This window comes from Paenibacillus sp. p3-SID1389 (assembly GCF_025151705.1).
GTDB lineage: Bacteria > Bacillota > Bacilli > Paenibacillales > Paenibacillaceae > Fontibacillus > Fontibacillus phoenicis.
In genome coordinates this window covers 1-23,244 of sequence record NZ_JALXVO010000039.1, presented here as the reverse complement: position 1 = coordinate 23,244, position 23,244 = coordinate 1, and the positions used below count along the sequence as shown (strand labels likewise).

Below are 23,244 nucleotides of genomic sequence, written 5' to 3'. Positions count from 1 at the left end.
TTCTTAACGTTTCTCGATTAGTCGATTACTTCTCCGGATCTCTTCGCTACGCGAACTTTTTTGCCGTTGTCCAATACTTTGTAACCGATACGGGTTACTTTTCCGCTCTTCGGATCAACGTGCATAACGTTCGAAACGTGAATCGGAGCTTCCTTCTCGATGATGCCGCCTTGTGGGTTCAGTTGGTTTGGTTTTTGATGTTTCTTAACCATGTTCACGCCTTCCACAAGCACGCGGTTTTCACGAGGATATGCGGCGATGACGCGGCCTTTTTTGCCTTTGTCTTTACCGGAAATCACGATAACCGTGTCGTCCTTTTTGACGTGCAGCTTATTGTTATGAGATTCAAGAATCTTCTTCAGTCTAGGCACTTGGTTTACACCTCCTGTTAAATCGGGCTCCCCGTTGGCTTATGGGGTGTTCTTAGATAACTTCCGGAGCCAAGGAAACGATCTTCATAAAGTCCTTGTCGCGAAGTTCACGGGCAACAGGTCCGAAGATACGCGTTCCGCGTGGGCTCTTATCTTCTTTAACAACAACTGCTGCGTTTTCGTCGAATGCGATGTAGGAACCGTCTTTACGACGAACCGAACGTTTCGTACGAACGACTACCGCTCTAACTACATCACCTTTTTTGACAACGCCGCCTGGTGTTGCTTGTTTAACGGAGCAAACGATCAGATCTCCGATTTGTGCCGTACGACGACCCGTACCACCCAAAACGCGGATACACATCAGTTCCTTCGCGCCGGAGTTGTCAGCAACCTGCAAACGTGTAAATGGTTGAATCATGGATATTTCCTCCTTTCGGTCTAAGCTACCGTGCTATTAAATGATAACCGCTTCTTCAACGACTTCAACGAGTCTCCAGCGTTTGTCTTTGGACAGCGGGCGAGTTTCGGCGATTTTAACGATGTCACCGATTTTCGCGGTGTTGTTCTCATCATGCGCTTTAAATTTCTTCGTGTATTTAATGCGCTTATGGTACAAGTCATGCTTCTTGTAAGTTTCAACAGCTACAACGATCGTTTTGTCCATCTTGTCGCTGACAACTTTACCAATTTGCACTTTACGGCTGTTACGTTCGCTCATGGTTTGCCTCCTTCCTGGACTTAGGCGCTTTGCTAGATTCGCTCAGCGCTTCTTAACTAGTAATCCCAAGTTCTCTTTCACGGATAACGGTTTTAGCACGAGCTATTTCCTTACGCACATCGCGGATCCGAGTCGGATTATCGAGTTGGCCGGTAGCCAACTGAAAACGGAGGTTAAAGAGTTCTTCTTTAAAACCTGCGATTTTTTGTTCGATTTCTGCAGTGGTTAAGTTGCGAAGTTCATTAGCTTTCATTTGCTTCACCACCCAATTCTTCACGTTTCACAAACTTCGTTTTGATCGGCAGTTTGTGGGCAGCAAGACGCATAGCTTCGCGTGCAACTTCCTCCGATACCCCGGCAAGCTCAAACATGATTTTGCCCGGCTTCACAACTGCGACCCATTTTTCGACGTTACCTTTACCGCTACCCATCCGGACTTCAAGAGGCTTCTGAGTAATCGGCTTGTCAGGGAAAATCTTAATCCATACTTTACCGCCACGTTTGATGTAACGAGTCATCGCGATACGCGCTGCTTCGATTTGACGGTTTGTGATCCAAGACGGCTCCAGAGCCTGCAGGCCGTATTCACCGAAGTTCAGTTCGGTGCCGCCTTTTGCTTGGCCTCTCATATTCCCGCGTTGTTGCTTGCGGTGTTTTACGCGTTTTGGTACCAACATGATTAGTTGCCTCCTTCCTGAGCAGCTTGTTGTTTCTTAGCCGTAGGAAGAACCTCTCCACGATAAATCCATACTTTTACGCCGATGCGGCCATAAGTCGTATGCGCTTCTGCCGTACCGTAATCGATGTCGGCGCGGAGCGTATGAAGTGGAACAGTTCCTTCACTGTAGCCTTCCGTACGAGCAATTTCAGCACCGCCGAGACGACCGCTGACTGCCGTTTTAATCCCTTTCGCTCCCGAACGCATTGTTCTTTGAATTGCTTGTTTCAGCGCACGACGGAAAGAAACGCGACGTTCCAATTGTTGTGCGATGCTTTCAGCAACCAAGATTGCGTCAAGATCAGGGTGTTTGATTTCAGAAATGTTGATGTGAACCTTTTTGCCGCCTGCAATTTTCGTAATTTCACCGCGCAGGTTTTCAACTTCCGAACCGCCTTTACCGATAACCATGCCCGGTTTAGCAGTGTGGATCGTAACGTTCACACGATTTGCCGCTCTCTCGATCTCAATCCGAGATACCGCGGAGTCTTTCAGTTTATTTTTCAGGTGTTCACGAATTTTTACGTCTTCCAGCAAAAGATCACCGAAATCTTTGCCTGCGTACCATTTGGATTCCCAATCACGGATAATCCCTACTCGTAATCCGACCGGATTTACCTTTTGGCCCACACGTTTTCCCTCCTTATTTTTCGGATACCACCAAAGTAATGTGGCTGGTGCGTTTGTTGATCCGGCTAGCACGTCCCATTGCCCGCGGACGGAAACGTTTCATCGTCGGGCCTTGGTTAACGTAGGCTTGCGTAATCACCAATTTATTTACATCCATAGAATAGTTATGTTCAGCATTGGCAATCGCCGAGTTCAACAGCTTCTCCACGATCGGGGATGCTGCTTTTGGCGTATGGCGCAGAATTGCAATCGCGTCGCCAACTTGCTTACCGCGGATCAGATCAACCACGAGTTGAGCTTTGCGGGGAGCAATACGAATCGATCTTGCATGTGCTTTAGCTTCCATGTAGTATTACCTCCTCTCAAACGAAGAACTTATCGTTATTAACGTCTCGTTTTCTTATCGTCATCCGTATGACCTTTGTAGGTCCGGGTTGGAGCAAATTCGCCCAGTTTATGTCCGACCATATCCTCGGTTACGTACACCGGCACGTGCTTGCGGCCGTCATAGACACCAAACGTATGACCAATGAATTGCGGATAGATCGTGGAGCGACGGGACCAAGTTTTGATCACGACCTTCTTGTTCGAAGCGCTCGCTTCTTCCACTTTCTTAAGCAGGTACCCGTCGACAAAAGGGCCCTTTTTCAGACTGCGACTCATTCATTTATCCTCCCTTCACAATGCGCTGCAAGTTACGCTTCGTTCATGCCGCGAAGTGATCCGCAAGATGCGGATTACTTCGTGCGACGGCGAACGATATATTTATCAGAAGCTTTGCCTTTTTTACGCGTTTTGTAACCAAGGGTCGGTTTGCCCCAAGGAGACAACGGAGATTTACGGCCGATCGGAGCGCGACCTTCACCACCACCGTGTGGGTGATCGTTCGGGTTCATGACGACACCGCGGACTTCTGGACGTTTGCCCAGCCAGCGGCTGCGTCCGGCTTTACCGATTTTCACGAGCTCGTGGTCACCGTTACCTACGGAACCGATGGTTGCGCGGCAAACTTTCAGAACTTTACGAACTTCGCCGGAAGACAGGCGGATCGTTACGTATTTATCCTCTTTACCGAGCAATTGAGCTTCTGTACCAGCTGCACGAACAAGTTGTCCGCCTTTGCCTGGTTTCAGCTCGATGTTGTGGATCACGGTACCTACCGGGATATTCTCCAGCGGCAATGCGTTACCGATTTTGATGTCGGAACCTGCGCCAGATTCGATCACGTCGCCCACTTTCAAACCTTTAGGAGCGATGATATAGCGTTTCTCACCATCGGCATAGTGGATCAAAGCGATGTTCGAAGTCCGGTTTGGATCGTATTCGATCGTAGCAACGCGGCCTGGAATTCCATCTTTGTTCCGTTTGAAGTCGATGATCCGATATTTACGTTTATGTCCGCCGCCATGGTGACGAACAGTGATTTTACCTTGGTTGTTGCGGCCGGCCGTTTTGCTCAGCGGCGCAAGCAAAGATTTCTCCGGCTGATCCGTCGTAATTTCTTCGAAGGTCGACACGCTCATCGCACGTCTAGCCGGGGAAGTCGGTTTGTACTTTTTGATTGGCACGAGATTTCCCTCCTTACTTTAAGCGATTTTATACCGATTCAAAAAATTGGAGTGGCTTGCTTTCAGGTGTTAATGTAACAAACGCTTTTTTCCATTCTGGAGTGTATCCGGAGTAGCGTCCGTAACGTTTCAACTTCCCGGGAACACGCAGGGTGTTTACGTTCTTCACCTTCACGCCGAAAATCGACTCAACTGCTTGTTTGATTTCCGTTTTGTTCGCGCGAATGTCTACTTCAAAGACATATTTCAGGTCGTTCATATATTCCGTGGAACGTTCCGTAATCACCGGGCGTTTGATAATATCGCGAGGATCCTTCATTACGCGAGCACCTCCTCTACCTTCTGAACTGCTTCTTTCGTAATGATCAGTTTGTCGTGCGTCAGCACGTCAAGAACATTAATGCCGTCTGCTGCCACGAACTTCACGCCTGGAATGTTACGAGCGGAAAGCGCAATGTTGTCGTCATAGTTAGGAGCTACAACCAGAGCTTTACGTTCCACTTTCAGGTTATTCAAGATCGCTGCAAATTCTTTCGTTTTTGGAGCATTCATCGCAAGGGCATCCAATACGATGATGTCCTGATCGATCACTTTCGACGAAAGCGCCGATTTGATCGCCAAACGACGAACTTTCTTAGGCAGTTTATAGGAATAGCTGCGCGGAGTTGGTCCGAATACCGTACCGCCGCCTTTCCATTGAGGAGCGCGGATCGAACCTTGGCGTGCACGACCTGTACCTTTTTGTTTCCAAGGTTTACGGCCGCCGCCACGAACTTCGGAGCGTCCTTTAACTTTGTGCGTACCGAAACGCAGGGAAGCACGTTGCATCACTACAGCTTCATGAAGAACATGCGTGTTCGGCTCAATTCCGAATACGGCATCGTTCAATTCTACTTCGCCCACTTGGCTACCGCTAATATTGAAAAGTGCTACTTTTGGCATTTGTTGTTCCTCCTTTCCTGAGGGTTAATTATTTCTTAGTAGTTTGTTTTACTTTAACGAAGCTGTTTTTCGGTCCAGGAATGGAACCTTTCACGAGCAAGACATTGCGTTCTGCATCGACTTTAACAACTTCAAGGTTTTGAATCGTTACAGTTTCATGTCCCATATGTCCAGGCAGGTTTTTACCTTTAAATACGCGGTTTGCTGCGATGGAACCCATGGAACCAGGTCTACGATGGTAACGGGAACCGTGAGCCATCGGGCCGCGGCTTTGTCCCCAGCGTTTGATTACGCCTTGGAACCCTTTACCTTTCGAAATACCTGTTACGTCAACAAATTCGCCTTCAGCAAAAATATCGACTTTGACCTCTTGGCCAACCTCGTATCCTGCCAAATCAACACCGCGAATTTCGCGAACGTAGCGCTTAGGCGTTGTGCCTGCTTTCTTTGCATGCCCAACTTCCGGCTTGTTAGCTCTAGCTTCCTTCTTATCGGAGTAGCCAAGCTGAATCGCTTCGTAACCGTCGTTCTCCAGGTCTTTCTTCTGCAGAACTACGTTAGAGCTAGCCTCAATAACCGTTACAGGAATGACATTCCCTTCCGGAGTAAACACTTGAGTCATACCAAGTTTCTTCCCTAAGATACCTTTCATGTTGACACCTCTTTTCCTTTCCTGGTTACCTTACAATAGTAGGTATTACAATTTAATTTCGATATCTACACCGGACGGCAGGTCCAAGCGCATCAAGGCATCCACAGTTTGTGGAGTCGGGTTCACAATGTCGATCAGACGCTTATGCGTACGTTGTTCGAATTGTTCCCGGGAATCCTTGTACTTGTGCACCGCACGGAGAATAGTAATCACTTGTTTCTCAGTTGGCAACGGGATCGGCCCGGATACGCCTGCACCCGAACGTTTTGCCGTTTCAACGATTTTCTCTGCGGATTGATCAAGAATTCTGTGGTCGTAAGCTTTCAAACGAATACGAATTTTTTGCTTTGCCATTTTAGTCCCTCCTTCTATCGCCCAATTTAGTATCGGACATACTCCGTGGAAATTTTCTGGCCACCCTCCCATGGCAAAGGGGCCGGGTGTGTCAGTAACCTCCCACATCATCGCAACGTCACAGAACAACATTCACTATTATATAGAAAAGGTAGGCGGAATGCAAGTATAATTCGCAAATTTTCATTCCCTAAATAAAGTAAAAGAGCTGCACTCCGAAATCGGAGAGCAGCTCCTTCTATCAGGCGGTTAAGCCTTCTTATTTGTTGATGGAAACAACGGCACCGGATCCAACTGTACGGCCGCCTTCACGGATGGAGAAGCGAGTTCCTTCTTCGATCGCGATCGGGGAGATCAGTTGAACGGTAACTTCGATGTTGTCGCCAGGCATAACCATTTCAGTTCCTTCTGGCAGGTTGATGATGCCAGTTACGTCCGTTGTACGGAAGTAGAACTGAGGACGGTAGCCGGAGAAGAACGGCTTATGGCGTCCGCCTTCTTCTTTCGTCAATACGTATACTTGAGCGGTGAACTCAGTATGCGGGTTAACGGTAGCTGGTTTAGCCAATACTTGACCGCGTTCGATTTCTTTACGGTCAATACCGCGAAGCAGAGCACCGATGTTGTCGCCCGCTTGAGCGGAGTCGAGCAACTTACGGAACATTTCAACGCCGGTAACGACGGATTTTTTCGTTTCTTCAACGATACCCACGATTTCAACTTCGTCGCCGACTTTAACCGTACCGCGTTCTACACGGCCAGTAGCAACTGTACCGCGGCCAGTGATCGAGAATACGTCCTCGACAGGCATCAGGAACGGTTTGTCGATTGGGCGCTCAGGCAGCGGAATGTACTCGTCGATCACTTCGAACATTTCGATGATCTTTTGAGCCCATTCGCCTTCTGGGTTTTGCAGAGCTTCACGAGCGGAACCGCGGATGATTGGAGTGTCGTCGCCTGGGAACTCGTATTCGTTCAGCAGGTCGCGAACTTCCATTTCAACCAGTTCAAGCAACTCTTCGTCTTCAACCATGTCGCATTTGTTCAAGAATACAACGATGTAAGGAACACCTACGTTACGGGACAGCAGGATGTGTTCGCGAGTTTGCGGCATTGGGCCGTCAGCTGCGGATACAACCAGGATAGCGCCGTCCATTTGAGCAGCACCGGTGATCATGTTTTTAACATAGTCGGCGTGCCCTGGGCAGTCAACGTGTGCGTAGTGGCGGTTGTTCGTTTCGTACTCAACGTGTGCCGTCGAGATTGTGATACCGCGTTCGCGTTCTTCTGGAGCTTTGTCGATTTGGTCGAAAGCTACGGCTGCACCGCCGTATTTTTTGGACAATACAGTCGTGATGGCCGCAGTCAGAGTTGTTTTACCATGGTCGACGTGACCAATCGTACCGATATTAACGTGCGGTTTTGTACGTTCGTATTTAGCCTTTGCCATTTTAAACAGTTCCTCCTTAAAATATGGATTGTTATGTGTGACCGATCAAAGGAGTATGCCCTTCGATCGGCAAATACATTAAATTATTCGGCCCCTTTATGCTTGGACACGATTTCTTCAGCGATGTTCTTCGGAACTTCTTCATAGTGGGAGAGTTCCATCGAGAACACGCCGCGTCCTTGTGTACCGGAGCGAAGGGTCGTCGAGTAACCGAACATTTCGGAGAGAGGCACTTTCGCACGGATAATTTGCGCACCACCACGGGAATCCATACCTTCGATACGGCCACGGCGAGAGTTCAGCATACCCATAACGTCACCCATGTACTCCTCAGGTACCGTTACTTCAACTTTCATGATTGGCTCAAGCAGAACAGGTTGACATTTGTCTTTAGCTGCTTTCAGAGCCATCGAACCAGCGATCTTAAACGCCATTTCACTGGAGTCGACGTCATGGTAGGAACCATCGACGATCGTCGCTTTTACGTCAACAACCGGGAAGCCAGCAAGAACACCGTTCTGCATTGCTTCTTCGATACCTTGTTGAGCAGGTCCGATGTATTCTTTAGGAACAGCACCGCCGACGATTCTGCTGTCGAATTGGTTACCTGTACCTGGTTCGAGCGGTTCAAATTCAACCCAGACGTGACCGTATTGACCACGACCACCGGACTGACGTACGAACTTACCTTCAACGCGAGCCGGAACACGGAACGTTTCACGATAAGCAACCTGAGGTTTACCTACGTTCGTTTCTACTTTGAATTCACGGCGCATCCGATCGATGATGATATCCAGGTGAAGCTCACCCATACCTGCAAGGATCGTTTGTCCCGTTTCTTCATCTGTATGCGCACGAAGCGTTGGGTCTTCTTCCGTCAGTTTTGCAAGTGCAACGCCCATTTTGTCTTGGTCGGCTTTCGTCTTCGGTTCAACCGCGATTTCGATAACCGGCTCTGGGAAGTTCATCGATTCAAGAATAACCGGTGCCTTCTCATCACACAGTGTATCACCTGTACCGGTGTCTTTCAAACCTACAGCTGCAGCGATGTCACCAGCATATACTTCGTTGATTTCTTGACGGTGGTTCGCATGCATTTGCAGGATCCGGCCGATCCGTTCGCGTTTACCTTTCGTTGCATTCAGCACGTAGGAACCGGATTGCAAAATACCGGAGTATACGCGGAAGAACGTCAGTTTACCCACGTAAGGGTCGGTCATGATTTTAAATGCCAGTGCCGCGAACGGCTCTTCGTCAGAAGAGTGACGTTCTACTTCTGTACCATCTTCCAGATGACCTTTGATGCTTGGTACATCAACTGGGGATGGCAAGTAATCGATGACGGCATCCAGCATCAGCTGAACCCCTTTGTTACGGTAGGAAGAACCGCAGATAACCGGGAAGATTTTAACTTCACAAACGCCCTTACGAAGCGCTGCTTTCAGTTCTTCAACGGTGATTTCCTCGCCTTCGAGGTATTTCATCGTCAAGTCTTCGTCCAGTTCAGCAACCTTCTCTACCAATTCCGCACGAAGTTCTTCAACTTGTGCAGCATATTCAGCAGGAATTTCTACTTCATCGATTTGTTGTCCCAGATCGTCTCTGTAGATATACGCTTTTTGAGAGATGATGTCGATAATCCCGACAAAATCATTTTCCGCACCGATTGGCAGTTGGATAGCCACTGCATTCGCTTGCAGACGATCGCGCATATCTTTAACGACGTTCAGGAAATCCGCACCGATGATATCCATTTTGTTGACGTAGGCAATCCGAGGAACACCATAGCGGTCAGCCTGTCTCCAAACGGTTTCAGACTGCGGCTCAACGCCTTCCTTCGCACTGAACACGCCTACAGCCCCGTCCAATACACGCAGGGAACGTTCGACTTCAACCGTGAAGTCGACGTGTCCCGGGGTATCGATGATATTTACGCGGTGACCTTTCCATTGAGCGGTCGTCGCTGCGGATGTAATCGTGATTCCGCGCTCTTGTTCTTGTTCCATCCAGTCCATCGTTGCCGCACCCTCGTGAACTTCCCCGATTTTGTGCGTACGGCCTGTGTAGAACAAGATCCGTTCCGTCGTGGTTGTCTTACCGGCGTCAATATGCGCCATGATCCCGATATTACGTGTATTTTTCAAGGAGAACTCTCTTGCCATGAATCTGTCTCCCTTCAAAATATAAATTTTGAAATACGGGCGTTATCCTACCAACGGTAGTGCGCGAACGCTTTGTTCGCTTCCGCCATTTTATGCGTATCTTCACGTTTCTTAACGGAAGCGCCTGTGTTGTTGGATGCGTCGATGATCTCGGCAGCCAAACGCTCTTCCATCGTCTTCTCACCGCGAGTGCGGGAGTAGTTTACGAGCCAACGTAATCCCAAGGATGTACGTCTCTCAGGTTTAACCTCAATCGGAACCTGGTAGTTTGCACCGCCGACACGACGAGCTTTAACTTCCAGTACAGGCATAATATTTTTGATCGCTGCTTCAAATACTTCCATTGGGTCATTCCCCGTACGTTCACGGATGATGTCGAACGCATTGTAAAGGATGCTTTGAGCAACGCCGCGTTTACCGTCGAGCATGATGCGGTTGATCAAGCGAGTAACCAATTTGCTGTTATACACTGGATCTGGCAACACATCTCTCTTAGCAACTGGACCTTTGCGTGGCATAGTTTGTTATCCCCCTTTCAGTAAAAATTCAATCCTAGTAGTAGTTGTTCAAAAACCGTCTTTTGATCACCATGCACATCATGATGCTGGCATGATGCTGGTTCGACTTCGAATCTTGAATTCAGCCGGGCCTTCCGTTGCTCACGTAGATCTGTCTACGCTCCGCTACTCAGTCCCTAGCTTCATCCAACCTCCTCGGTGCTGAAAACTCGATTTTTGAACTCCCATTTATAATTCCAAGCGATCTTATTTCTTCGCTTTTGGACGTTTCGCGCCGTATTTGGAACGAGCTTGCATCCGGTTGTTAACCCCAGCCGTATCCAATGCTCCGCGCACGATATGGTAACGGACACCCGGAAGGTCTTTGACCCGGCCGCCGCGAATCAGTACAACGCTGTGCTCTTGCAGGTTGTGTCCGATACCCGGAATGTAAGCCGTCACCTCTACACGGTTCGTCAAGCGAACACGGGCATATTTACGAAGCGCGGAGTTCGGTTTCTTCGGAGTCATCGTACCTACACGAGTGCAGACGCCGCGTTTTTGCGGAGAGCTCAAATCCGTAGCTTCGCGTTTCAGAGCGTTAAACCCTCTTTGCAGCGCTGGCGATTTGGATTTGTACACCTTATCTTGGCGTCCTTTACGTACTAATTGGTTAATTGTTGGCATGTTGTTGCCACCCCCTTCCTCAGAGTTCAAATCCATTTACAAACCACTTGTTTAAGCCCACAGACCCAGGCGGCTCATAAAAGAACAAAGGAAATGTTTTTGCCAAAGAGTCCTCCTCATTAGCAAAAACATTTTCGATCAACTATGACTTTACGATCACAGCCATCGCCGCTCCTACTTCAATCCCACAAGCCTTGCCGAGATTCGCCATCGTATCTACAAAGGTGACTTTCACGGCATGTTGGTTGCATAAGGCGACGATCCTTGACGTAAGGCGTGGATCTGCATTCTCAGCAACATAAACTTCCTCGGCCCGTCCAAGTTCAACCATTCGCATGGTCTGCTTGGTGCCGACCTTAATTGGTGCGTCCCGTAGTCCTTTATCATTAGACATCATAACGTCCTCCAAAGCACAGGGTTATCCGTACTCACGCACTATGATATAGTATCACTCCGCTATAGTAGGTGTCAAGCGAAATATTCAGCGGAATTTTCATAGAAAAAACAAGTCCGGCGCGCCCCGGATCAAACTCGCTTCAGGGTCGCGCCGGCTTATCTTCACCTTCGTCGTTATTCGATCGAAACAGGCTCCAAGCTTTCTTCCGTAACTTCGTCTTGTTCCGGCTCTTCGAATTGAATGTTGCGGTAGCGACTCATGCCGGTACCGGCCGGAATCAGCTTACCGATGATGACATTCTCTTTCAAGCCGAGCAGCTTGTCGACTTTGCCTTTGATCGCAGCGTCGGTAAGCACCCGCGTTGTTTCCTGGAAGGAAGCGGCGGACAAGAAGGAGTCGGTTTCCAGCGACGCTTTCGTAATCCCGAGCAGGACCGGTTTAGCCACTGCCGGCTCTTTGCCAGACAGAATCGCTTCTTTGTTGGCAGTTTCATACTCATGCAAGTCGACGAAAGACCCTGGCAGAAGCGGTGTATCGCCGGCATCCACGATCCGGATCTTGCGCAGCATTTGACGAATCATAACCTCAACGTGCTTGTCGTTGATTTCTACGCCTTGGTTCCGGTATACGCGTTGTACTTCCTGCAAAATATAGTTCTGTACGCCGCGAATCCCTTTGATGCGCAAAATTTCTTTCGGGTCGATGGAACCATCCGTCAGTTCGTCGCCGGCCTCGATCTCGTCGCCTTCGCTGACGCGCAGACGAGAACCGTAAGTAACGGAGTATACTTTCGTTTCCGCTTCGCCCTGAACCTCGATTTCGCGACGGTCCTTCGCTTCGCGGATTTCTTTGATCACGCCGTCAATCTCACTGATCGTTGCTTGACCTTTCGGATTCCGAGCTTCGAACAGCTCCTGAATCCGCGGAAGACCTTGGGTAATATCGTCACCCGCAACGCCCCCGGTATGGAACGTACGCATGGTGAGCTGGGTCCCTGGTTCACCGATCGATTGAGCCGCGATGATGCCGACAGCTTCCCCGATCTCCACGTGTTTCCCAGTAGCCAGGTTACGTCCGTAGCACTTCTTGCACACGCCGTGACGAGCGCGGCAGCTGAGCACGGAGCGGATTTGCAGCTTCGTAATTCCTGCGTTGACGATTTCATGCGCTTTGTCGGAATCGATCAGCTCGTTCCGGTGAATGATGATCTCGCCGGTTTCCGGATGGCGCACCGTTTCGAACGAGTAACGGCCTTCAATCCGGTCGTACAGATTTTCGATCACTTCTTTACCGTCTTGGATAACGCCAACGGTAAAGCCTTTATCCGTACCGCAATCCTCTTCGCGTACGATGACGTCTTGCGCCACGTCGACGAGACGACGGGTCAAGTAACCGGAGTCCGCAGTCCGCAACGCGGTATCCGCCAGACCTTTCCGGGCACCGTGCGTCGAAATAAAGTATTCCAAGACCGTGAGGCCTTCGCGGAAGTTCGATTTGATCGGCAATTCGATGATCCGGCCCGCCGGGTTCGCCATCAGGCCGCGCATACCGCCCAGCTGGGTGATCTGCGATTTGTTACCCCGCGCTTTAGAGTCGACCATCATCATGATGGAATTGTAGCGATCCATCGACTTCATCAGGATGTCGGTAATTTGATCCTTACACTTGGACCAGATATCGATAACGCGGTCGTAACGCTCTTCGTTGGTGATCAGACCGCGGCGGTATTGGTTGGTAACAACCCGTACCTTCTCCTCGGATTCGCGAAGGATTTCTTGCTTTTCCTTCGGAACAATAACGTCCGCCACCGCAATACTTACGCCGGCACGCGTGGAGTAAGTAAAGCCGGTTTGCTTGATTCTGTCCAGAATAACGGAGGTTTCCGTCGTTTGGTAGATTTCGAAGCAGCGGCCGATGATTTCGCCGAGGTATTCTTTGCCCACACCGCCTGGTTGCGGTGCAGCCATGATCCGTTCCACAACATTGGCGCCCTTCTCATAAATAAAGTAATGATCCGGAGTGCCTTGGAACAGGTTCGCACGTGTTGGTTCATTAATATATGGGAAGCTGGCCGGGAAAATCTCGTTGAAAATAATTTTACCAACGGTCGTAATCAGCAAAGCGTTTTGCTGTGCTTCCGTAAAGCTGGTTTTGCCCAGCGCTTTCGCCGGAATGGCTACCCGTGCATGCAACGAAGCGGTGCCGCGTTGATAAGCCGATACGGCTTCATTAACCGAAGACAGGATCATACCGGTACCTTTGGCTTCCTTGTTATCCATGGTCAGATAGTAGGAGCCGAGGACCATATCCTGCGAAGGCGTAACGACCGGTTTACCGTCTTTCGGGTTCAGGATGTTACCGGACGCCAGCATCAGGATGCGGGCTTCCGCCTGAGCTTCCGCGGACAACGGTACGTGCACGGCCATCTGGTCACCGTCGAAGTCAGCGTTGTACGCCGTACATACGAGCGGATGCAGACGGATAGCGCGGCCTTCCACCAGGATCGGTTCGAACGCCTGGATCCCGAGACGGTGAAGCGTAGGAGCACGGTTCAACAGAACCGGATGCTCTTTAATAACTTCCTCGAGCACGTCCCAAACTTCCGGACTCACGCGTTCTACTTTGCGTTTTGCACTCTTAATGTTATGTGCCAGACCTTTGTTCACCAACTCTTTCATGACGAAAGGCTTGAACAGCTCCAGCGCCATTTCTTTCGGCAAACCGCATTGGTACATTTTCAAGTACGGACCTACGACGATAACAGAACGACCGGAGTAGTCAACCCGTTTACCGAGCAGGTTCTGCCGGAAACGACCTTGTTTCCCTTTGAGCATGTGGCTCAAGGATTTCAACGGACGGTTGCCCGGACCCGTAACAGGACGGCCGCGGCGACCGTTGTCGATCAAGGCGTCAACGGCTTCTTGCAGCATCCGTTTCTCGTTCTGTACGATGATGTCCGGCGCGCCAAGGTCAAGCAGACGTTTCAACCGGTTGTTCCGGTTGATGACGCGGCGGTACAGATCGTTCAAGTCGGACGTCGCAAAACGGCCGCCATCGAGTTGAACCATCGGACGCAGCTCCGGCGGAATGACCGGAAGCACGTCGAGGATCATCCACTCCGGCTGGTTGCCGGAGCTTTTGAACGCTTCGATGACTTCCAAACGTTTGATCGCACGGTTGCGGCGTTGGCCTTGAGCCGTGCGCAATTCTTCTTTCAGGAATTCCAGCTCTTTGTCGATGTCGAGATCCTGAAGCAGCTTCTTCACAGCTTCCGCACCCATGCCGGCTTGGAATCCATATCCGTATTTCTCACGGTAGCTGCGGTATTCTTTCTCGGACAAAAGCTGCTTTTTCTCCAGCGGCGTTTCGCCTGGATCGGTTACGACATAAGATGCAAAATAAATGATCTCTTCCAGGGAACGCGGAGACATGTCGAGCGCAAGGCCCATCCGGCTCGGGATCCCTTTGAAGTACCAAATGTGAGATACCGGAGCTGCCAACTCGATATGCCCCATCCGTTCGCGGCGCACTTTCGCGCGAGTGACCTCAACGCCGCAGCGATCGCAGACAACGCCTTTGTAGCGAACGCGTTTATATTTACCGCAATGACATTCCCAGTCTTTGGTCGGGCCAAAAATCTTTTCGCAGAACAGCCCTTCCTTCTCTGGCTTCAACGTGCGGTAGTTGATCGTTTCCGGTTTCTTTACTTCTCCGCGGGACCAAGAACGAATTTTATCTGGGGAAGCAAGCCCAATTTTCATAAACTCGAAGTTGTTGACGTCCAACAAGGAGCATCCCTCCTTAACCAAGTCCTGATTTGACTGTATAACGCTCTATTCTACGCCGACTTCCGCGCCTTCCAGATTGAGACTGAGCTTGTCGCTCGACGCATCGTCCTCGTCGTCGATCTCTTTCATCTCGATCTCTTCTTCGTTTTCGGTCAGGATCTTGACGTCCATACCCAAGCTTTGCAGCTCTTTGATCAAGACCTTAAACGATTCAGGCACGCCCGGTTCAGGCACGTTTTCCCCTTTAACGATGGATTCGTAGGTTTTCACCCGACCCACCACGTCATCCGATTTGACGGTAAGAATCTCTTGCAGCGTATAAGCAGCACCGTAAGCTTCGAGCGCCCATACTTCCATCTCCCCGAAACGCTGACCGCCGAACTGAGCTTTACCACCCAGCGGCTGCTGCGTAACGAGCGAGTAAGGACCTGTCGAGCGAGCATGGATCTTATCGTCAACCATGTGCGCCAGCTTGATCATGTGCATGACACCAACGGTAACTTCACGTTCAAACGGTTCACCTGTGCGGCCATCGTACAGGATCGTTTTACCGTTCCGCTGCATGCCAGCTTCTTCCATCGTATCGAATACGTCTTCTTCATTGGCGCCGTCGAATACTGGCGTTGCCACGTGAATCCCCATCTGCAGGGCGGCCATACCCAAGTGAATCTCCAGCACCTGCCCGATGTTCATCCGCGAAGGTACGCCCAGTGGATTCAGGACAACCTGTACCGGCGTTCCGTCTGGCATAAATGGCATATCTTCTTCCGGCAAAATCCGAGCCACGACCCCTTTGTTACCATGGCGTCCGGCCATCTTATCGCCTTCGGAGATTTTCCGTTTCTGCGCAATGTACACCCGAACGAGCTGATTAACGCCTGGCGGCAATTCGTCGCCGTTCTCGCGGGTAAACACCTTCACGTCAACAACAATCCCGTCGGTACCGTGAGGTACACGCAGGGAAGTATCACGAACTTCGCGAGCTTTCTCACCAAAGATGGCGTGCAGCAAGCGTTCTTCTGCCGTCAGTTCCGTTACGCCTTTAGGCGTTACTTTACCAACCAGGATGTCGCCGGCAGCAATTTCCGCACCAACGCGGATAATACCGCGTTCATCCAGATTACGCAGCGCTTCTTCGCCGACGTTCGGGATGTCGCGAGTAATTTCTTCCGGTCCCAGCTTCGTGTCGCGGGCTTCGGATTCGTATTCCTCGATATGGATCGAAGTATATACGTCTTCCTTCACCAGCTTCTCGCTCAGCAGGATCGCATCCTCGTAGTTGTAACCTTCCCAAGTCATAAAGGCAACGACCACGTTGCGGCCCAGTGCCAATTCGCCCAGTTCCGTCGATGGACCGTCCGCCAGGATGTCACCCTTCTTAACAATGTCGCCCCGTTTGACGATCGGACGTTGGTTAATACAGGTTCCTTGGTTAGAACGCATAAATTTGTGCAACTTATATTTCACAAGGTCGCCTTTGACTTCTTTCCCGTCTACGACTTCGATACGGCGAAGCCAAATTTGGTTCGCTTCCGACCGTTCGATGATCCCGTCATATTTCGACACGATGCAGACGCCGGAGTCTTTCGCAGCCTTGTGTTCCATCCCCGTACCAACAAGCGGAGCTTTAGGAACAAGCAACGGCACCGCTTGACGCTGCATGTTCGAACCCATGAGCGCACGGTTAGAGTCGTCGTTCTCCAAGAATGGAATCAGCGCTGTAGCGACGGATACAACCTGTTTCGGCGAAATATCCATGTAGTCTACGCGGCTGCTTGGCATCGTCAAGATGTTATCCGATTGCTTGTTGTAACGAACGATGACGAATTCGTCTTCGAACTTGTTGTCTGGCGTCAGCTTCGCGTTCGCTTGCGCAATGACATAGTTGTCTTCTTCGTCGGCCGTCAGGTAGGCCACTTGATCCGTAACGGTTCCCGTCTTCGGATCAACCCATCGATACGGCGCTTCGATGAAGCCATACTCATTGATTCGCGCATAAGTAGACAGGGAGTTGATCAAACCGATGTTCGGACCTTCCGGCGTTTCGATCGGACACATCCGGCCATAGTGGGACGGGTGAACGTCACGCACTTCCATGCCGGCACGTTCCCGAGTCAAACCGCCTGGACCGAGCGCAGACAAACGGCGTTTGTGCGTCAGTTCAGCGAGCGGGTTCGTTTGGTCCATAAACTGAGACAGCTGCGAGCTGCCGAAGAACTCTTTGATCGATGCGATGACAGGACGGATATTTATGAGCGCCTGCGGCGTAATCACGTTCGCATCCTGAATCGACATTCTTTCGCGCACGACACGTTCCATCCGGGACAAGCCGATGCGGAATTGGTTCTGCAGAAGCTCACCAACGGAGCGCAGACGACGGTTACCCAGATGATCGATATCGTCCGTGCTGCCGATGCCGTGCAGCAGATTGATAAAATAGCTGATCGAAGAAATAATATCAGCAGGTGTAATATGCTTCACCGATTTATCGATATTGCGGTTCGCGATTACCTTAACCACTTTACCGTCTTCAATCGGGGAGAATACGTCGATAGTTTGCAGCGGCACATCATCTACGTCAAGGACGCCGCCGGCAACATGGTAGTTCTTGAAGCCAACGCCGTTCTCAAGGTACGGTAAAATTTCATCCAGCAAGCGGCGGTCAACCATTTGACCGGCTTCGGCGATAATTTCACCCGTCGTCGTATCAATCAGCGTCTCAGCAAGACGTTGGTTGAATAAGCGATTCTTGATGTGCAGCTTTTTATTGATTTTATAACGACCGACATTCGCCAGATCGTAACGTTTTGGATCGAAGAAGCGCGCTACCAGCAAGCTCTTCGCATTCTCAAGCGTCGGCGGTTCACCCGGACGCAAACGTTCATAGATCTCGATCAAGGCTTTCTCTGTCGAATCCGTATTGTCTTTATCCAGCGTATTGCGGATATACTCGTCGTTGCCGAGCAAATCCAAAATTTCCGCATCGGTTCCGAAGCCAAGCGCACGCAGCAACACGGTTACCGGAATTTTGCGGGTGCGGTCGATCCGCACGTAGATAATATCTTTCGCATCCGTCTCCAACTCGAGCCAAGCGCCGCGGTTAGGGATAACGGTTGCGGTGTACATTTTCTTACCGTTCTTATCCACTTTCGTACTGAAATAGACGCTAGGAGAGCGAACCAACTGGCTGACAATAACCCGTTCCGCACCGTTAATAATAAACGTACCGGTTTCGGTCATCAGCGGGAAATCTCCCATGAACACTTCCTGCTCTTTGACTTCGCCGGTTTCCTTATTAATGAGCCGGACTTTTACCCGAAGCGGCGCCGCATAGGTAACGTCGCGTTCTTTCGCGTCATCCACCGTATACTTCGGTTCGCCCAGGCTGTAATCGATAAACTCCAACACCAGATTTCCGGTGAAATCCTGAATTGGCGAGATATCTTGGAACATTTCCCGAAGACCTTCTTCCAAGAACCACTCATAGGATTTCTGTTGGATTTCGATCAGGTTCGGTACTTCGAGTATCTCGTTAATTCGCGCATAACTACGCCGAGTGCGTCGACCATATTGAACAAGATGTCCTGCCAACTTAAACTCACCCCTCATGTCTACTCACTTAAAAATACATTGCGAACCCGTGTTTGTGCCCTTATAATAGACCCATACGGATTCATCCACAAATAAAGAAAAGCCCTTATCGAATGCTTTCGAAAAAAGAGCATCATTTATCCGTGTCTGTTTCTGCTCTGATGTCCTCATAATCATTAGTTTATCCAAAATGTGCATATTATACGTAGAACGACACATTTTTATGCATTGTTCCCGTAAAACTATTGACATTTCAGCAAACTAAAGCCACAGAGGGCATCCTAATGCTGACATTTTATAATAATAACATATCGGATTTGTCAAGTCAACCTTCGTCTTTAACCGCCCGATAAATGCGGTACCCCTTGTCCTTGGTCACTTCCACCACTCGGGAAAACAGCGACTCCAACTTCTCCTTCGCCGACGGCGCCCCTTGTTTCTTCTGAATAACCACCCATAACGATCCTCCAGAACGCAACCGTTCATAGGCACCTTCAAAAATGGCATGCACCGTAGCTTTACCAGCCCGAATCGGCGGATTGGTCAACACCACGTCGAACTTCCGATTCTCTATCGCCGAGAACAAATCGCTTTCCAACACGGTGACGTTGTTCACACCGTTCGCAGCAGCATTCTCTTTCGCTAATTCAACAGCCCGGGAGTTCACATCGATCATCGTCACATGACCCTTGGTCGCCAGCCTCGCCGCTGCCAGTCCGATCGGTCCATATCCGCAGCCTACATCCAGTACCTCCGCATCCTCTGGAATATCCATGGCTTCAATTAAGGTACGACTGCCGAAGTCAACGCCTCCCTTAGCAAAAACGCCGGCATCGCTGACGAAGCGGTAGCTTTGCCCCCGCAACACTGTATCCCAGGTTTTCCGATCATGCGCCGCATTCGGTTGGCTTGCGTAGTAGTGATCCGCCATGTTTTCTTGTTTCCCTCCATTAGCATCTAGTCATCTATCTGTACTCGTCCCCTATTATATCCATTTCCACATATTCATGTAAGGGGAGAAAGGCAACAAACCCCTTGAATCAAATTCAAGGGGTTTGTGATCGAGAAACAAGCTACTACTTCAGTTCTACAGTTGCGCCTGCTTCTTCCAGTTTTGCTTTGATGCTGTCTGCTTCTTCTTTGCCTACTTTTTCTTTCAGCGGTTTTGGAGCGTTGTCAACCAGGTCTTTGGCTTCTTTCAAGCCGAGGCCAGTGATTTCGCGAACCACTTTGATAACGTTGATTTTGGAAGCACCAGCGTTAGTCAGGATTACGTCGAATTCGGATTGTTCTTCAGCTGCGCCGCCGCCAGCTGCACCGCCGCCAGCTACAACAACCGGAGCTGCTGCAGTTACGCCGAATTCTTCTTCGATTGCTTTAACGAGATCGTTCAGTTCAAGAACGGTCATACCTTTGATTGCTTCCAAGATTGCTTCTTTACTCATGGTAGAACCTCCATTATATAATAGTTTGTTTGTTGCGAATCAGATAACTTGCATCCGCAAGGCTAACTTACGCGCTTGCTTCTTCTTTCTCGGCAACGGCTTTGACAGCCAGTGCGAAGTTGCGAACAGGTGCTTGAAGTACGCTGAGGAGCATCGAAAGCAGACCTTCGCGGGAAGGAAGATCCGCGAGCGCTTTGATTTGGTCGACGCCAACAACACGGCCTTCAACCACGCCACCTTTAACTTTCAGAGCATCGTTCTTCTTGGCGAATTCGCTCAAGATTTTCGCTGGAGCTACTGCATCTTCCTTACTGAACGCGATGGCCGTAGGACCGGTCAACACTTCGTCCAGCTCGGTCAATTCCGCAGCAGCCGTAGCGCGGCGAATGAGCGTGTTCTTCAGCACTTGGAATTCCACGCCAGCTTCACGAAGCTGTTTGCGGAGTTCGGTAACTTGAGCAACATTCAATCCGCGATAATCCGCAACGACGGTCGTTGCGCTTTCGCGCAATTTGGACGTTACAGCTTCAACGGCTTCTTGTTTTGCTTGAATGACTTTTGCGTTTGCCAAACTGCACACCTCCTATTAGATTCATGAGCCTCTTGCTACTTCCGCAAGGCATTGAAAAAAGCCTCCGCAGAATCACGAAGGCTTTGATGGATCATCCGCACACAGCCCAGCTGTGTACAGCGACGTTCTATCACAACACCTCGGTAGGAAATTAAGCCTCACGGCACCTACTGTCTACGGTAAGCATATTCATATTTAAGTCTCACTTCAAAACAACTGTTTCAGTATACCAAGGCGACACCGTGGTGTCAATCCCCGTTCCGTCAAGAACGAAAGGTATTATCTGTAAGCAGCTGTATTTACGCGAGCGCTTGGGCCCATGGTCGAAGAAATCGCGATATTCTTCAAGTAAACGCCCTTCGCAGCGGCCGGTTTAGCCCGGTTCAATGCGTCGATGAGAGCCTTGAGGTTCTCATTCAATTGTTCGGCAGTAAAGGATACTTTACCGATTGGCGCATGAATTTGACCCGCTTTGTCCAGACGGTACTCGATTTTACCGGCTTTGATTTCTTGAACGGCTTTCGCTACGTCAAACGTAACTGTGCCTGCTTTCGGGTTAGGCATAAGGCCTTTACCACCGAGCAGACGGCCGAGTTTACCAACTTCGCTCATCATGTCCGGTGTAGCTACGCAGACATCGAACTCGAACCAGCCTTGTTGGATTTTGTTGATCATGTCTTGATCGCCGACGAAATCTGCTCCGGCTGCTTCTGCTTCCTTCGCTTTGTCGCCTTTGGCGAATACCAATACGCGTTGGGTTTTGCCCGTGCCATGCGGCAGAACAACGACACCACGAACGGCTTGGTCTTGTTTACGAGGGTCTACGCCCAAACGAACTGCAGCTTCAACGGTTTCGTCGAATTTTGCAGTCGCTGCCTTCTTCACCAGTTCAACGGCTTCCAAAGGCTCATACGTCGCTTCGCTGTCAATCAGCTTAGCGGCTTCCAGGTATTTCTTACCGTGTTTAGCCATGAATTCGTCCTCCTATGTGGTATTAGCGGAAATTCCTCCCACTGTTGATGGGTCATATAAACAAGCTTCGCTCATCTATAAAACTCCATCCGAGGATGAAATTTAATCACGTGAATTCAGATTAAGAAATTTCATCCATTCGACCAAGATTAGTCTTGGATCGCGATGCCCATGCTGCGGGCAGTACCTTCAACCATACGCATAGCCGCTTCAACGGATGCTGCGTTAAGATCAGGCATTTTTTGCTCCGCGATTTGACGAACGGTGTCGCGTTTCACGGTAGCCACTTTCTTCTTGTTCGGTTCGCCAGAACCTTTCTCGATCTTCGCTGCAACACGAAGCAGAACGGCCGCCGGTGGAGTTTTGGTGATGAATGTAAAAGAGCGGTCTTCAAACACCGAAATTTCAACCGGAATGATCAAACCTGCTTGATCGGCAGTACGTGCGTTGAATTCCTTACAGAATGCCATGATGTTGACACCTGCTTGACCCAGCGCCGGACCTACCGGAGGTGCAGGGTTCGCTTTCCCCGCAGGAATTTGCAGTTTTACCACTTTGATAACTTTTTTCGCCATGTAAAACACCTCCTTGCCCTAATAGTGGTAAACGGAAGCCTTGCGGCCCCTCCCACTTTGAAACCCTAAGAAACCTTTAGAAGCTGCAAAATTATATCTTCTCCACCTGAGAGTAATCCAGCTCAAGCGGGGTTTCTCGTCCAAACATGTTGACGTGAACCTTAACCTTGCTCTTGTCGGTCAGAATTTCCTCAATTGAGCCTACAAAATTGGCAAATGGACCAACTTTGATGCGCACATTTTCCTTGAGCTCAAATTCGATGACCGGCTTTGGTTCCTCCATGCCCATATGCGCCAGAATCTGATCCACTTCTTCAGGGAGCAACGGCGTTGGCTTGGAACCGGAACCCGTAGAGCCGACGAACCCGGTGACTCCCGGCGTGTTGCGAACAACATACCAAGAATCGTCGGTTTGGATCATTTCCACCAAGACGTAACCGGGGTAAACTTTACGCATGACAGTCTTCTTCTTACCGTCTTTGTTCACCACTTCTTCTTCCATTGGAACAAGAACGCGGAATATCTTGTCTTCCATGCCCATGGACTCGACGCGTTTTTCCAAATTGGCTTTGACTTTGTTCTCATACCCGGAATAGGTATGAACGACGTACCATCTTTTTTCCATATCAAGCCACCTAGGGACCCTTCTTAAATTATCGCTTCGATCACAGCAGAAATGCCGATGTCCAGAACCCAAAAATAAATCGCGACAACGGTAATTGTACCGAGCACAATCAGCGTATAATTAGTCAGCTCTTTACGATTAGGCCAGCGAACCTTTTTAAGCTCAGCCCAGCTCTCAGAGAAAAAAGAAAACAACGACTTGAAACTACGTTTCATGCGCGACTACACCTCCAAGGACTATCTGGTTTCGCGATGAGGAACTTGCTCGTTGCAGAACTTGCAATATTTCTTCATCTCCATGCGGTCGGGGTGGTTACGCTTGTTTTTCGTTGTCGTGTAGTTTCTTTGTTTGCAATTCGTACAAGCCAACGTAATTATTACCCGCATGATGTGCACCTCCCGAAGACATTCTTTAATGAGCTGTCTCTATATTGACCTAAAATCGAATGTTCGCCACCTAAAAAAGGGAAACACAAAATTAGGCCTACCTAAAACACTTTATCATATGGCACAACCCGTGTCAACGAGG

General features: G+C 49.8%; 28 protein-coding genes and 1 other annotated feature. All 28 genes read right to left on the bottom strand.

The genetic code is table 11. The annotated features are described in order from the left end of the window. Positions 1-17: 17 nt before the first annotated feature. The 28 genes from rplX to rpmG all read right to left on the bottom strand — a co-directional run bounded on the left by rplX (position 18) and on the right by rpmG (position 23,102). Complete coding sequence (rplX, locus tag M3G15_RS15425) at positions 18-371, bottom strand: 50S ribosomal protein L24 (protein WP_009226649.1); 354 nt, start codon at positions 369-371, stop codon at positions 18-20. A gap of 52 nt (positions 372-423) precedes the next feature. Next, complete coding sequence (gene rplN, locus M3G15_RS15420; RefSeq protein WP_009226648.1) at positions 424-792, bottom strand: 50S ribosomal protein L14; 369 nt, start codon at positions 790-792, stop codon at positions 424-426. 36 nt (positions 793-828) lie between these two features. After that, positions 829-1,092, bottom strand: a complete 264-nt coding sequence (gene rpsQ, locus M3G15_RS15415; RefSeq protein ID WP_009226647.1) for a 30S ribosomal protein S17 — start codon at positions 1,090-1,092, stop codon at positions 829-831. A gap of 52 nt (positions 1,093-1,144) precedes the next feature. Beyond that, positions 1,145-1,345, bottom strand: coding sequence for a 50S ribosomal protein L29 (rpmC, locus tag M3G15_RS15410; protein WP_009226646.1), 201 nt, complete (start codon positions 1,343-1,345; stop codon positions 1,145-1,147). Then, positions 1,335-1,769 carry a 50S ribosomal protein L16 gene (rplP, locus tag M3G15_RS15405; RefSeq protein ID WP_260071426.1) on the bottom strand — a complete coding sequence of 145 codons (435 nt, stop codon included), beginning with the start codon at positions 1,767-1,769 and terminating at the stop codon, positions 1,335-1,337. Before rplP ends, rpmC begins: the two co-directional genes overlap by 11 nt. Before the next feature lie 2 nt (positions 1,770-1,771). Next, positions 1,772-2,440: a 30S ribosomal protein S3 gene (gene rpsC, locus M3G15_RS15400; protein WP_009226644.1), complete on the bottom strand. Its 669-nt coding sequence runs from the start codon at positions 2,438-2,440 to the stop codon at positions 1,772-1,774. A gap of 13 nt (positions 2,441-2,453) precedes the next feature. Further along, entirely contained in the window at positions 2,454-2,786 is a 333-nt protein-coding gene (rplV, locus tag M3G15_RS15395) for a 50S ribosomal protein L22 (protein ID WP_009226643.1), read from the bottom strand. A gap of 38 nt (positions 2,787-2,824) precedes the next feature. Continuing rightward, positions 2,825-3,103, bottom strand: a complete 279-nt coding sequence (rpsS, locus tag M3G15_RS15390) for a 30S ribosomal protein S19 (protein ID WP_009226642.1) — start codon at positions 3,101-3,103, stop codon at positions 2,825-2,827. Positions 3,104-3,177: 74 nt separating this feature from the next. After that, positions 3,178-4,008, bottom strand: coding sequence for a 50S ribosomal protein L2 (rplB, locus tag M3G15_RS15385; RefSeq protein WP_016310717.1), 831 nt, complete (start codon positions 4,006-4,008; stop codon positions 3,178-3,180). 28 nt (positions 4,009-4,036) lie between these two features. Beyond that, a complete protein-coding gene (gene rplW, locus M3G15_RS15380) occupies positions 4,037-4,327 on the bottom strand; it encodes a 50S ribosomal protein L23 (RefSeq protein WP_016310716.1) in 291 nt (96 codons plus the stop codon). Continuing rightward, positions 4,327-4,950, bottom strand: a complete 624-nt coding sequence (gene rplD, locus M3G15_RS15375) for a 50S ribosomal protein L4 (RefSeq protein WP_260071425.1) — start codon at positions 4,948-4,950, stop codon at positions 4,327-4,329. Before rplD ends, rplW begins: the two co-directional genes overlap by 1 nt. 28 nt (positions 4,951-4,978) lie before the next feature. Next, the gene (gene rplC, locus M3G15_RS15370) at positions 4,979-5,602 is read right to left on the bottom strand and encodes a 50S ribosomal protein L3 (RefSeq protein WP_009226638.1); all 624 of its coding nucleotides are present in this window, start codon (positions 5,600-5,602) and stop codon (positions 4,979-4,981) included. A gap of 45 nt (positions 5,603-5,647) precedes the next feature. Next, on the bottom strand, positions 5,648-5,956 hold the full coding sequence (gene rpsJ / locus M3G15_RS15365) for a 30S ribosomal protein S10 (RefSeq protein ID WP_009226637.1): 309 nt from the start codon (positions 5,954-5,956) through the stop codon (positions 5,648-5,650). Positions 5,957-6,215: 259 nt separating this feature from the next. Then, positions 6,216-7,406, bottom strand: a complete 1,191-nt coding sequence (tuf, locus tag M3G15_RS15360; RefSeq protein WP_260071424.1) for an elongation factor Tu — start codon at positions 7,404-7,406, stop codon at positions 6,216-6,218. Between the two features lie 83 nt (positions 7,407-7,489). Then, positions 7,490-9,568 (bottom strand): elongation factor G, encoded by a 2,079-nt coding sequence (fusA, locus tag M3G15_RS15355; RefSeq protein ID WP_260071423.1) that lies wholly within the window; start codon positions 9,566-9,568, stop codon positions 7,490-7,492. Between the two features lie 47 nt (positions 9,569-9,615). Beyond that, complete coding sequence (rpsG, locus tag M3G15_RS15350; RefSeq protein ID WP_009226634.1) at positions 9,616-10,086, bottom strand: 30S ribosomal protein S7; 471 nt, start codon at positions 10,084-10,086, stop codon at positions 9,616-9,618. A 246-nt stretch (positions 10,087-10,332) separates the two neighbouring features. Continuing rightward, the gene (gene rpsL / locus M3G15_RS15345; RefSeq protein ID WP_009226633.1) at positions 10,333-10,752 is read right to left on the bottom strand and encodes a 30S ribosomal protein S12; all 420 of its coding nucleotides are present in this window, start codon (positions 10,750-10,752) and stop codon (positions 10,333-10,335) included. Positions 10,753-10,894: 142 nt separating this feature from the next. Then, on the bottom strand, positions 10,895-11,146 hold the full coding sequence (locus M3G15_RS15340; protein ID WP_028539488.1) for a ribosomal L7Ae/L30e/S12e/Gadd45 family protein: 252 nt from the start codon (positions 11,144-11,146) through the stop codon (positions 10,895-10,897). 176 nt (positions 11,147-11,322) lie between these two features. After that, a complete protein-coding gene (rpoC, locus tag M3G15_RS15335; RefSeq protein ID WP_036646409.1) occupies positions 11,323-14,937 on the bottom strand; it encodes a DNA-directed RNA polymerase subunit beta' in 3,615 nt (1,204 codons plus the stop codon). Positions 14,938-14,982: 45 nt separating this feature from the next. Next, on the bottom strand, positions 14,983-18,528 hold the full coding sequence (gene rpoB / locus M3G15_RS15330) for a DNA-directed RNA polymerase subunit beta (protein ID WP_260071422.1): 3,546 nt from the start codon (positions 18,526-18,528) through the stop codon (positions 14,983-14,985). Between the two features lie 325 nt (positions 18,529-18,853). Then, on the bottom strand, positions 18,854-19,459 hold the full coding sequence (locus tag M3G15_RS15325; protein ID WP_260071421.1) for a class I SAM-dependent methyltransferase: 606 nt from the start codon (positions 19,457-19,459) through the stop codon (positions 18,854-18,856). 145 nt (positions 19,460-19,604) lie between these two features. Then, positions 19,605-19,973, bottom strand: a complete 369-nt coding sequence (gene rplL, locus M3G15_RS15320; protein ID WP_009226628.1) for a 50S ribosomal protein L7/L12 — start codon at positions 19,971-19,973, stop codon at positions 19,605-19,607. 67 nt (positions 19,974-20,040) lie between these two features. Continuing rightward, entirely contained in the window at positions 20,041-20,544 is a 504-nt protein-coding gene (gene rplJ / locus M3G15_RS15315) for a 50S ribosomal protein L10 (RefSeq protein ID WP_016310706.1), read from the bottom strand. A gap of 44 nt (positions 20,545-20,588) precedes the next feature. Beyond that, positions 20,589-20,742, bottom strand: a sequence feature (ribosomal protein L10 leader region). 81 nt (positions 20,743-20,823) lie between these two features. Further along, positions 20,824-21,516, bottom strand: a complete 693-nt coding sequence (rplA, locus tag M3G15_RS15310; RefSeq protein ID WP_009226626.1) for a 50S ribosomal protein L1 — start codon at positions 21,514-21,516, stop codon at positions 20,824-20,826. A gap of 149 nt (positions 21,517-21,665) precedes the next feature. Then, positions 21,666-22,091 carry a 50S ribosomal protein L11 gene (gene rplK / locus M3G15_RS15305; RefSeq protein ID WP_036646403.1) on the bottom strand — a complete coding sequence of 142 codons (426 nt, stop codon included), beginning with the start codon at positions 22,089-22,091 and terminating at the stop codon, positions 21,666-21,668. A 91-nt stretch (positions 22,092-22,182) separates the two neighbouring features. Next, positions 22,183-22,716: a transcription termination/antitermination protein NusG gene (gene nusG, locus M3G15_RS15300; RefSeq protein ID WP_009226624.1), complete on the bottom strand. Its 534-nt coding sequence runs from the start codon at positions 22,714-22,716 to the stop codon at positions 22,183-22,185. Between the two features lie 23 nt (positions 22,717-22,739). Then, on the bottom strand, positions 22,740-22,931 hold the full coding sequence (gene secE / locus M3G15_RS15295; protein WP_009226623.1) for a preprotein translocase subunit SecE: 192 nt from the start codon (positions 22,929-22,931) through the stop codon (positions 22,740-22,742). Positions 22,932-22,952: 21 nt separating this feature from the next. Next, positions 22,953-23,102: a 50S ribosomal protein L33 gene (gene rpmG / locus M3G15_RS15290; protein WP_009226622.1), complete on the bottom strand. Its 150-nt coding sequence runs from the start codon at positions 23,100-23,102 to the stop codon at positions 22,953-22,955. Between the last annotated feature and the right edge of the window lie 142 nt (positions 23,103-23,244).